The sequence below is a fragment of the Enterobacter sp. PTB genome (assembly GCF_051130085.1).
GTDB classification, from domain to species: Bacteria; Pseudomonadota; Gammaproteobacteria; order Enterobacterales; family Enterobacteriaceae; genus Enterobacter; species Enterobacter ludwigii.
Genome location: NZ_JBDKEE010000007.1, coordinates 241,430 through 252,083, shown reverse-complemented (window position 1 = coordinate 252,083; position 10,654 = coordinate 241,430). Strand labels below are relative to the sequence as shown.

The window sequence follows — 10,654 nt, the reverse complement described above, 5'->3', positions numbered from 1 at the left end:
GAATTAAACTTCGTAATGAATTACGTATGTTCACTCAGAGACTTGGTATTCATTTAGTGTCCGAAGACATTAAGAATCCATGTCACTTTGAGTGCCCACACAGATTGTCTGATAAATTGTTAAAGAGCAGTGCCGCTTCGTTTTCGCTGCGGCGCGGGGTGTGCATATTACGCTTTCCCGCTTCAGAGTCAAGCATTTATTTTCGCTTATCTCTGCTGACCCGGCGGCGTGTGTGCCGTTGTTCCGTGTCAGTGGAGGCGCATTATAGGGAGTTATTCTGAAGTGACAAGAGGAAATTCAAAAAAAGTTTCTGTCCGTGTTTTTTTTCACCAACAGGGGTGAAATCAAGCTACAAATTGTTCTATTTGATGTATCTGCAACCACAATAACACCCGAGGTGGCATAATTATCAGCATGAATCTTTAAGGAATAAACGCGATGCCATTAAGCGCACAACAACTGGCTGCCCAAAAAAACCTGTCGTATGTGCTGGCAGAAAAACTGGCTCAGCTGATTTTAGCGGGTAAATATGCCCCGGGGAGCATCCTGCCGGGTGAAATGGAGTTGGGTGAGCAGTTTGGGGTGAGCCGTACCGCCGTTCGCGAAGCGGTGAAAACCTTAACGGCAAAAGGAATGGTGCTTCCGCGTCCTCGCATTGGTACGCGTGTGATGCCACAGAGCAACTGGAACTTCCTCGATCAGGAACTGCTCTCATGGTGGATGACGGAAGATAACTTTCATCAGGTCGTCGATCACTTCCTGGTGATGCGCAGCAGTCTTGAACCTCAGGCCTGCCTCCTTGCCGCCACGCTCGGTACGGCAGAACAGAAAGCGCAGCTCAATGCCCTGATGGAAGAGATGGTGTTCCTGAAAAAACACTTCAATCGCGAACGCTGGATTGAGGTTGATATGGCCTGGCATGAACACATCTATATGATGAGCGCCAATCCGTTCCTGACATCCTTTGCCTCTTTATTCCATTCGGTATACCACACCTACTTTACCTCTATTACGCAAGACGAAGTGGTAAAGCTGGATTTGCACCAGGCGATTGTTGATGCCATTCAGGAGAGCGACGGGCAGCGAGCCCAGGATGCATGCCAGGCATTGCTGGCCGCGCCAACCCACCAGCAGGTACATAAATGAGAGAGAGAAAAGCGCGCAGCATGGCCGGATTGCCGTGGATTGCAGCCATGGCGTTCTTTATGCAGGCACTGGATGCCACCATCCTCAACACAGCGCTACCCGCGATTGCACAAAGCCTTAACCGATCCCCGCTGGCGATGCAGTCCGCCATCATCAGTTATACCCTGACTGTCGCGATGCTCATTCCGGTGAGCGGCTGGCTGGCTGACCGCTTCGGCACCCGCAAAATATTCATGCTGGCCGTGACGCTCTTTACGCTCGGCTCTTTGGCCTGTGCGCTGTCAACGTCTCTTACAGAGCTGGTCATCTTCCGTGTTCTTCAGGGCGTTGGCGGGGCGATGATGATGCCCGTGGCGCGTCTGGCGTTACTGCGCGCCTATCCGCGCAGTGAACTGCTTCCTGTGCTCAACTTCGTCACGATGCCCGGCCTGGTCGGCCCCATACTGGGTCCGGTTCTCGGCGGGGTATTCGTCACCTGGGCAAGCTGGCACTGGATCTTCCTGATTAATATTCCCATTGGCGTCGCGGGGCTGCTTTATGCCCGCAAATATATGCCGAACTTCACCACCCCAAGACGCCGTTTCGATATGCGTGGTTTTTTCCTGTTTGGCCTGAGCCTGGTGCTCTTCTCCAGTGGGATGGAGTTGTTTGGTGAGAAGATCGTGGCGACATGGATTGCACTCTCCGTCATCCTCGGCGGTATTTTGCTGTTCCTTCTTTATATACGTCATGCACGCCGTCACCCGACGCCGTTAATTTCTCTGTCGCTGTTTAACACCCGAACGTTTTCCGTGGGGATTGCGGGCAACATTGCCTCACGCCTGGGGACGGGCTGCGTGCCATTCCTGATGCCACTGATGCTGCAGGTGGGTTTCGGCTACCCGGCTCTGATTGCCGGTTGCATGATGGCCCCCACGGCGATGGGCTCTATTCTGGCCAAATCAACCGTCACGCAGGTGTTGCGCTGGTTTGGTTATCGTAAGACGCTGGTAGGTGTAACGGTCTTTATCGGGCTGATGATCGCGCAGTTCTCCCTGCAATCCGCCTCTTTACCGGTCTGGATGCTGATCCTGCCCCTGTTTGTGCTGGGAATGGCCATGTCGACACAGTTCACGTCGATGAACACCATCACCCTCGCCGACCTGACCGACGATAACGCCAGTAGCGGCAACAGCGTGCTGGCAGTGACTCAGCAGTTGTCGATCAGTCTGGGGGTGGCCGTCAGTGCGGCGGTACTGCGGTTTTATGAAGGTTTTGACAGCGCGAACACCGTCGAACAGTTCCACTATACCTTTATTACCATGGGCGCACTCACCGTCGTGTCGGCGTTGGTCTTTATGCTGTTAAAACCCAAAGATGGCCGCAACCTGATCAAAGAGCGCCACAAAGCAAAGGCTAAACCGAACCCCGTTCCATCAGAACAGGAGTAAGCTGCAGACGTTGCTGCTGAAGGCCGGGCTCGGCCATTCGGTGGATAAGCACATCGATGGCCAGCTCGCCCAGTTCATCTTTTGGCTGATGAATCGTGGTGAGCGGCGGCGTCATGTAGCGGGCCAGTTCAATGTCATCGTAACCAATCACCGCCATATCGTGTGGAACACGCAGTCCCGCCTGATATAACGCCTGATACGCGCCAAACGCCATCGCATCGTTGCCGATAAACACAGCCTGCGGACGCTGCGCTTGCGACAGCAGTTTCTGCATAGCTTCAAAGCCGCCGTTAAATTCGAAATCACCGGTAATACGGTAGCCATCCGGAACAGTAAGCCCCGCCCGCGCCATCGCAGAAAGATACCCCTCAAGACGCAAACGCGCCGGGGTTTTATCCAGGGGGCCGGTAATGCAGGCGATGCGGGTATAGCCTTTATCGATCAGATACTGGGTGGCCATGTCACCCCCCAGCAGCGAGTTATCCTGAATGAGATCGCTGGTACCGTCGAACGGCGCCCAGTCCATCATCACCGTGGGAATAGAAGGGTAGCGCTGAATAATCTCTTTCGAGGGCTGATGTGTTTCGGTACACAGCAGCAGTAACCCGTCGACGCGTTTTTGCATCAGCGTCTCCAGGTTGCGGTTCATTCGCTGCTCATCCCCTTCGGTATTGCACAGCACCAGGCTGTAACCACGCTCGAAGCAGCTGCGTTCGACACCGCGAACAAGTTCAGAATAAAAGGGGTTGGTACTGGCGGTGATCAGCATGCCGATGGTGCGCGTCTGGTTGAGCTTGAGGCTGCGCGCCAGCGCGGACGGCGCATAGTTGAGATCTTTAACCGCGGCTTCGACTTTTTCCCGAATCGCCTCGCTAACGAAGCGATCGTTATTAATGACGTGGGAGACTGTCGACGTAGAAACGCCCGCCTGGCGGGCGACATCTTTCATTGTGGCCAAGCGTTACCCCTGCTGACTTAAGAATTCATCAATCTCTTTACGCCACGGAACGGAAGGCTGGGCACCTTTGCGCGTTACGGCAATCGCCGCGGCGGCATGGGCAAAGCGAATAGCATCATCCATTCTCTTGCCTTCCAGCAGCGCAGTCACCAATGCACCGTTAAAGGTATCTCCCGCCGCGATGGTATCAATCGCCTTAACCTTAAAGCCCGGCACGCGACGGCCTTCCCCGTTTACGCTGGCCCACACTCCACGACTGCCAAGGGTAATGATAACGGTGCCGATGCCTTTATCGTGCAGCACTTTCGCCGCCCGCGCGGCGTCGTCATCATTTTCAACGCGAACGCCTGTCAGTTTCTCCGCTTCAGTTTCGTTCGGGGTAATGATATCCACCAGCGCCAGCAGCTCGTCTGATAATACCCGCGCAGGCGCAGGATTGAGTACGACAGTGGTATGATTTTGATGCGCTATCTCTGCGGCCGCCAGGACGCTTTCAACAGGTGATTCCAGCTGCATCAGAAGCGCTTCGGCATTCGCGATGATCTCGCGCTGCGCGTTCACCCGCTCAGTGGTCAGCGCGGCGTTAGCCCCCGCATGAATACCGATGACATTCTCACCTTCCGCGTTGACGAAAATCAGCGCCACGCCGGTTGATTCCCCTTCGACAACGCTGACAGGCGCAATATCAATGTTATCGCTGGCCAGCTGTTTGCGTACGCGCTCACCGGTATCGTCATCACCCGTGCAGGCAATAAAGGCGATCTTCGCCCCACTGCGTCCTGCGGCGACGGCCTGGTTGGCGCCCTTACCGCCGAATGCCACCTGATACTGATTACCGGTGACGGTTTCGCCCGGTGTCGGGAACGATTCAAGGTTAAGAATGTGATCGGCATTGATACTGCCAAGGACGACAAGATTGCCTGCGGTTTTCATGGTTGAGGTGTCCATCTGAGAGCGCCACCGGTGTGACCCGGTGGCGTATGCCACACTTTTCTTTATAGGGTGTCCCTCAGGCAGCCAGCGACTGCCTGATTCGCCTTTTACTGCTTGATGACCAGTTTCAGGTCAACAGGATATTTGGCCTGAACTTTTTCGCCCTTCAGCACTTTATCAGCAGTCTGCACACCCGTTGCGCCGATCTGCTCAGGCAGCTGAGCGATGGTCGCCGCCAGTTTGCCATCTTTTACTGCTTTTTCACCATCCGGCGTGCCGTCAAATCCGACAACCATCACATCAGATTTACCTGCGGTCTGCAGAGCACGCAGCGCGCCCAGCGCCATTTCATCGTTCTGTGCAAACACAGCCTGCACGTCAGGGTGCGCGGTCAGCAGGTTCTGCATCACGTTCAGACCTTTCGTGCGGTCGAAGTCAGCAGGCTGGCTGGCCAGTACGTTAAATTTGTGCGCTGCAACAGCCTGCTGGAAGCCTTCACCACGCTCACGCGCCGCTGACGTACCGGCAATACCCTGCAATTCGATAACTTTCGCGCCTTCACCCGCTTTCTTCGCGATGTAGTCACCCGCGATTTTGCCACCCAGTACGTTATCAGAAGCGATGTGGCTGACTACGTCGCCTTTCGTCGCCTGACGGTCAAGGGTGATGACCGGGATCTTCGCCTGATTTGCCATCTTCACGGCGTTACCCACAGCGTCAGAATCCGTTGGGTTGATCAGCAGGATTTTGGTGCCACGTACGGTTAAGTCCTGAACGTTTGCCAGCTCTTTCGCCGGGTTGTTCTGAGAGTCCAGCACCACCAGGTTGTAGCCCAGTTTGTCAGCTTCTTTCTGTGCTCCGTCCTTCAGAGAGACGAAGAACGGGTTGTTCAGCGTGGAGATAACCAGCGCGATGGTGTCTTTCGCCATTGCGTTAGCACTTACGGTTGCGCTCAGCGCGACAGCAGAAACCAGGGTAGCCAGCTTTTTCATGTTCATATCTAAGATGTCCTGTAGTGTCGTCAGTTACTGTTTTTTGTTGTCTACCAGAACCGCCAGCAAAATCACCACTGCTTTAACGATCATCTGGTAATAGGAGGAAACACCTAATAAATTCAAACCATTATTCAGGAAACCAAGGATCAGTGCGCCGATCAATGTCCCAACAATGCGACCTTTACCGCCCGCAAGACTCGTACCGCCCAGAACGACTGCCGCAATGGCATCCAGCTCATACCCCGTCCCCGCCGTTGGCTGCGCAGAAGAGAGGCGCGCCACTTCGATGATGCCTGCCAGAGAGGCCAGCAGACCACACAGCGAATAGACGATGATTTTGACTTTATTGACGCTGATCCCGGACAGACGCGTTGCCGCTTCGTTACCGCCCAGCGCATAGATATAACGACCCAGACGGGTGTGATGCAGCATGTACCACGCCGCGAGGAAAACGATAGCCATGATCCAGACCGGCGTCGGGATACCCAGCGGACGACCAATACCGAACCAGCCAAACAGATCGGCGTTATCCGTAAAGCCGGTATTTACCGGACTGCCGTTGGTGTAAACCATGGTGACACCGCGCAGCAGGAGCATCATGACCAGCGTCGCAATGAACGCCTGAACGCGACCTTTCGCCACAATCACACCGGTCACGGCACCAATTGCCGCCCCAAGTGCCAGCGCAGCTGCAACGGCCACCAGCGCGTTGACTTCAATCCCTACAATTGAAGCCGCAACCGCACCGGTGAGCGCCAGCAGGGAACCGACGGACAGATCGATACCCGACGTCAAAATCACCAGCGTCATCCCTACCGCCATAATGGCGTTAACCGACGTCTGCTGAAGAATATTGAACAGGTTATTAACGGTAAAAAAGTTTGGACTCATGGTCGAAACAATCGCGATCAACACCAGCAGGGCAATCAGCGATTTTTGTTCCAGCAGCCATGCCTTTGTGAAATAACGGCGACCAGAAACAGCCTGGGTAGTCATCTTCTTACTCCTGATTCACGCGATTAAGCTTGCCCACAGCGGCAGCCATCAGAACTTCCTGGGTGGCCTGCTCGCGAGTGAATTCACCACCGAGATGCCCTTCATGCATGACGATAATGCGATCGCTCATGCCTAATACTTCTGGCATCTCGGAAGAGACCAGAATGATGCTCAGGCCGTCGGCCTTGAACTGGTTAATCAGCTGATAGATCTCTTTCTTGGCCCCAACGTCCACGCCGCGGGTTGGCTCATCAAGGATCAGCACTTTCGGGCGCGTCATCAGACCGCGCGCAATGGCCACTTTTTGCTGATTACCACCGGACAACAGGCCAATCGCCTGCTCCATCGACGGCGTTTTAACGTTGAAGAGACGGATAAAATCGCTGACCGCCTGCTGTTCATCTTTGTGCTTCAGGCTGCCACCGCTGCGGCTGAAATAGCGCAGGGCAGTAAGCGACATGTTCTCTTTTACCGACATCCCCAGCACTAAGCCGTCACGCTTGCGGTCTTCGGAGATATAGACGATGCCGTTTGCCAGGCCATCCTGTGGAGAGCGAGTCACCACCTCATGACCGTCGAGCGTGACATAACCGCTGGTACGCGGCAGTGCGCCATAGAGCACTTTCATCAGCTCGGTACGGCCTGCCCCCATTAACCCCGCCACGCCAAGGATCTCCCCCTGGCGCAGGGTAAAGGTGACATCGTTCACGCCCGGGCCACAGAGGTTATCCACCTTAAGGCGGATCTCACCCGGTGCTTTGTCCAGATGCGGATACTGGTCTTCGAGCTTACGTCCCACCATCATTTCGATAAGGGTATCTTCGGTCAGCGTGGCGACTTCGCGCTCGGCAATGAATTGCCCGTCGCGGAAGACCGTTACGTCGTCGCAGATCTCGAAAATCTCTTTCATACGGTGAGAGATATAGACAATCCCGCGTCCCTGCGATTTCAGCTCGCGGATAACGCGGAATAAAGATTCGGTTTCGGTGTCGGTCAGCGCGTCCGTCGGTTCATCCATAATGATGACCTTCGACTCAAAGCTCAGCACCTTCGCGATTTCAACCATTTGCTGATCGCCAATGGAAAGGTCGCCCACCAGACGGTCGCTCTTGAAGCGCAGGTTTAGCTTCGCCAGCAGTTTGTCCGCTTCGGCATACATCGTTTTCCAGTCGATTTTGCCAAACCGGTTAACGAACTCGCGTCCGAGGAAGATGTTTTCCGCAATGCTGAGCTGCGGGATCAGGTTCAGCTCCTGGTGGATAATACCGATACCCGCATCCTGGGAAGATTTCGGGCCGTTGAACGTGGTCTCTTTACCCAGCCACAGCAGCGAGCCGGCATCGCGTTGATAGATACCGGTCAGCACTTTCATCATGGTGGATTTGCCGGCCCCGTTTTCGCCCACCAGCGCCATTACGCGTCCGGGATAAACGTTCAGTGCCGCGCCAGAGAGGGCTTTTACGCCCGGGAACGCTTTATCGATCCCTTTCAGTTGCAGTAATGCGTCCATGATGGCCTCAGAAGGTGACGCCAGCACAGAGAATGATATTCGCATACGGGGAACACTCCCCGCTGCGAATCACCGCCTGACTGTCTGCGGTTTGTTGTTTGAATTGCTCGTGCGTTGTGTAACGAATTTCTATGGTGTTTCCCTGGTGTTGTTGCAGTTGCTCAATGTGGCTGAGCAACGTTTCGTGGAGTTGCGGATTATGGTGTTTAATTTCCGTCGCGAGAATGGCCGCCTCAACCTGCATCTCCGCCGTCACCACGTCCAGTACCTGCATAAACGAGGGCACGCCCTGCGTTAACGCCATATCAATACGGGTTGTGCTGCGTGGAACCGGTAAGCCTGCATCGCAAACCACCAGCGTATCGGTATGCCCAAGACGGGAAATAACCGATGAGATTTCTGCGTTAAGAACGGTGCCTTTCTTCATTTTCTTGCTCCACTAGCGAAACGTTTCGCTGAAATCAGTTTAGTCTTAACGGTGTTCAGAAAACCACCATGACATAACAGATTTGTGATCGGCGTCGAAACGTTTCGCTACGTGAAATGAGAAGGCGATAAATGCAAAAACGGTAACCCTTTGGTTACCGTTTTTTTAGGGTTGCACCCTCTCCATCCAGGAGAGGGCATCAGGCCACACGAGGACCTAGATTTCGACCTGCGTTCCCAGCTCAATCACACGGTTAGGCGGGATCTCAAACTGGTCAGGCGCGCGAAGGGCGTTACGCTGCAGGATAAGGTACAACTTGCCGCGCAGACGCAAATACCAGGGGCGCTTGCCGATAATCAGCGACTCGTGGGACATAAAGAACGAGGTCTCCATCATGCGACAGCTCAGACCTTCCAGACCGCAGCGATGGAACACCTCTTCGACGTTTGGTGTCTCACGCCAGCCGTAGCTTGCCACTACGCGCCAGAAGGTCGGCGACAGTTGCTCGATTTGCACGCGGCGGACATTGTGGACGTACGGGGCATCTTCGGTGCGCAGGGTCAGCAGGATCACGCGCTCGTGCAGCACTTTGTTGTGCTTGAGGTTATGCATCAGCGCAAACGGGATAACGTTCAGCGCACGCGACATATACACCGCGGTGCCCGGCACGCGTACCGGCGGCGATTTCTCCAGCGAGGCAATCATAGCCTCCAGGGAGTTACCGTGCTCATGCATACGGCGCAGAAGGCGGAAACGTTCGCTTTTCCACGTGGTCATGACAATGAACATCACCAGACCGAGCGTCAGCGGCAGCCAGCCACCGGAGACAATCTTGTCGAGGTTGGCGGAGAACAGCGGCACGTCAATGCACAGGAAGCCGACCAGAATCATCATCACGAGGAATTTGTTCCAGTGCCAGTTTCGGTACGCTACCGTGGTGGAGAGCAGCGAGGTCAGTACCATCGTACCGGTTACCGCAATACCGTACGCCGCCGCCAGGTTGCTGGAGTGCTCGAAGCTGACGATGACAATCACCACGGCGAAATAGAGCAGCCAGTTGATGAACGGAATGTAAATCTGGCCCGACTCCATCTCGGAGGTATGGATAATGCGCATAGGCGAGAGATACCCCAGACGCACGGCCTGACGCGTCAGAGAGAACACGCCTGAAATTACTGCCTGCGAGGCAATAACGGTCGCCAGCGTCGCCAGAATCAGCATGGGCACCAGCGCCCAGTCCGGAGCCAGCAGGAAGAATGGGTTCTTAATCGCCTCCGGGTTTTGCAGCAGCAGCGCACCCTGACCGAAATAGTTCAGCACCAGCGACGGCAGGACCACTAAAAACCACGCCACGCGGATAGGCAGTTTCCCGAAGTGCCCCATATCGGCATACAGCGCCTCAACACCGGTGATGGAGAGCACGACGGCACCGAGCGCGACGAAGGAAACCACTTTGTATTCAAGGAAGAAATGCACGGCCCAGTAAGGGTTCAGCGCATGCAGCACGTCCGGGTTAGCAATAATGCTGCGTAAACCGAGTGCCGCCAGGACCAGGAACCAGGCCAGCATAATCGGAGCGAACAGCTTGCCCACCAGCCCGGTGCCGTGCTTCTGGATGATGAACAGCAGCGTCAGGACAAGGATCGCCAGCGGAACAACCCATGAATCAAGCTGTGGCGCGATAATCTCCAGCCCCTCTATCGCCGAGAGAACCGAAATCGCGGGCGTAATGACGACTTCCCCATAGAAGAAGCTGCCGCCAATCAGGCCGATAATGACCAGCACCGACGTCATTCTGGCGGAGGTATTCCGCCCGGCAAGGGACATCAGAGTCAGGATCCCCCCTTCACCGGCGTTATCTGCACGCATAACGAAGGAGAGGTATTTCACTGAAACCACCAGGATCAGCAGCCAGAAGATGAGGGACAGGAAGCCAAAGACGGCATCGCGCTCAACACCAAAACCAAACTGACCGGACAGACATTCACGAAGCGTATAAAGCGGGCTGGTGCCGATATCACCGTAGACAACCCCGATCGCCGCAAGCGTTATTGCGGGTAATGATTGCTTATTATCAGTGCTCATAGACTAGTCTTTTCGTTTAAATAACAAATGTGTGCTTAGTCCCTTGGCCCACAAAAAGCGCACAGTATGCACGATTCAATGCAAAATCGTACCCCTAAATGCAACCGCATTAATGTAGCGCAAAGAAAATAGCGCCGCACTTCAGTCTATTACCAGCCCTGACTGAAACGTCTA

General features: G+C 54.8%; 9 protein-coding genes. 2 read left to right on the top strand and 7 right to left on the bottom strand.

What is annotated here, in order from left to right:
* The first annotated feature begins 438 nt into the window (after nt 1-438).
* A complete protein-coding gene (locus tag AAIR21_RS11775) occupies nt 439-1,146 on the top strand; it encodes a FadR/GntR family transcriptional regulator (RefSeq protein ID WP_020882776.1) in 708 nt (235 codons plus the stop codon).
* Nucleotides 1,143-2,576 carry a multidrug transporter subunit MdtD gene (mdtD, locus tag AAIR21_RS11770; RefSeq protein ID WP_020882775.1) on the top strand — a complete coding sequence of 478 codons (1,434 nt, stop codon included), beginning with the start codon at nt 1,143-1,145 and terminating at the stop codon, nt 2,574-2,576. Before AAIR21_RS11775 ends, mdtD begins: the two co-directional genes overlap by 4 nt.
* Here the strand turns inward: mdtD and rbsR are convergent.
* The 7 genes from rbsR to kup form a co-directional block, all read right to left on the bottom strand.
* Entirely contained in the window at nt 2,542-3,534 is a 993-nt protein-coding gene (gene rbsR, locus AAIR21_RS11765; protein WP_072255737.1) for a ribose operon transcriptional repressor RbsR, read from the bottom strand. The genes mdtD and rbsR overlap by 35 nt on opposite strands.
* A gap of 3 nt (nt 3,535-3,537) precedes the next feature.
* On the bottom strand, nt 3,538-4,467 hold the full coding sequence (gene rbsK / locus AAIR21_RS11760) for a ribokinase (RefSeq protein WP_020882773.1): 930 nt from the start codon (nt 4,465-4,467) through the stop codon (nt 3,538-3,540).
* A 107-nt stretch (nt 4,468-4,574) separates the two neighbouring features.
* Nucleotides 4,575-5,465 carry a ribose ABC transporter substrate-binding protein RbsB gene (rbsB, locus tag AAIR21_RS11755; RefSeq protein WP_014172267.1) on the bottom strand — a complete coding sequence of 297 codons (891 nt, stop codon included), beginning with the start codon at nt 5,463-5,465 and terminating at the stop codon, nt 4,575-4,577.
* Between the two features lie 27 nt (nt 5,466-5,492).
* Nucleotides 5,493-6,458: a ribose ABC transporter permease gene (gene rbsC / locus AAIR21_RS11750; protein WP_020882772.1), complete on the bottom strand. Its 966-nt coding sequence runs from the start codon at nt 6,456-6,458 to the stop codon at nt 5,493-5,495.
* A 4-nt stretch (nt 6,459-6,462) separates the two neighbouring features.
* Nucleotides 6,463-7,968 (bottom strand): ribose ABC transporter ATP-binding protein RbsA, encoded by a 1,506-nt coding sequence (gene rbsA, locus AAIR21_RS11745; protein ID WP_020882771.1) that lies wholly within the window; start codon nt 7,966-7,968, stop codon nt 6,463-6,465.
* Nucleotides 7,969-7,975: 7 nt separating this feature from the next.
* Nucleotides 7,976-8,395: a D-ribose pyranase gene (gene rbsD / locus AAIR21_RS11740; RefSeq protein WP_020882770.1), complete on the bottom strand. Its 420-nt coding sequence runs from the start codon at nt 8,393-8,395 to the stop codon at nt 7,976-7,978.
* A gap of 216 nt (nt 8,396-8,611) precedes the next feature.
* Nucleotides 8,612-10,480 carry a low affinity potassium transporter Kup gene (gene kup / locus AAIR21_RS11735; RefSeq protein ID WP_014172271.1) on the bottom strand — a complete coding sequence of 623 codons (1,869 nt, stop codon included), beginning with the start codon at nt 10,478-10,480 and terminating at the stop codon, nt 8,612-8,614.
* Nucleotides 10,481-10,654 lie beyond the last annotated feature (174 nt).

What these genes read in the sequence shown, in the direction of transcription:
- AAIR21_RS11775 (WP_020882776.1), top strand. Translation starts at nt 439, where the DNA reads ATGCCATTAAGCGCACAACAACTGGCTGCCCAAAAAAACCTGTCGTAT.
- mdtD (WP_020882775.1), top strand. Translation starts at nt 1,143, where the DNA reads ATGAGAGAGAGAAAAGCGCGCAGCATGGCCGGATTGCCGTGGATTGCA.
- rbsK (WP_020882773.1), bottom strand. Translation starts at nt 4,467, where the DNA reads ATGAAAACCGCAGGCAATCTTGTCGTCCTTGGCAGTATCAATGCCGAT.
- rbsB (WP_014172267.1), bottom strand. Translation starts at nt 5,465, where the DNA reads ATGAACATGAAAAAGCTGGCTACCCTGGTTTCTGCTGTCGCGCTGAGC.
- rbsC (WP_020882772.1), bottom strand. Translation starts at nt 6,458, where the DNA reads ATGACTACCCAGGCTGTTTCTGGTCGCCGTTATTTCACAAAGGCATGG.
- rbsA (WP_020882771.1), bottom strand. Translation starts at nt 7,968, where the DNA reads ATGGACGCATTACTGCAACTGAAAGGGATCGATAAAGCGTTCCCGGGC.
- rbsD (WP_020882770.1), bottom strand. Translation starts at nt 8,395, where the DNA reads ATGAAGAAAGGCACCGTTCTTAACGCAGAAATCTCATCGGTTATTTCC.
- kup (WP_014172271.1), bottom strand. Translation starts at nt 10,480, where the DNA reads ATGAGCACTGATAATAAGCAATCATTACCCGCAATAACGCTTGCGGCG.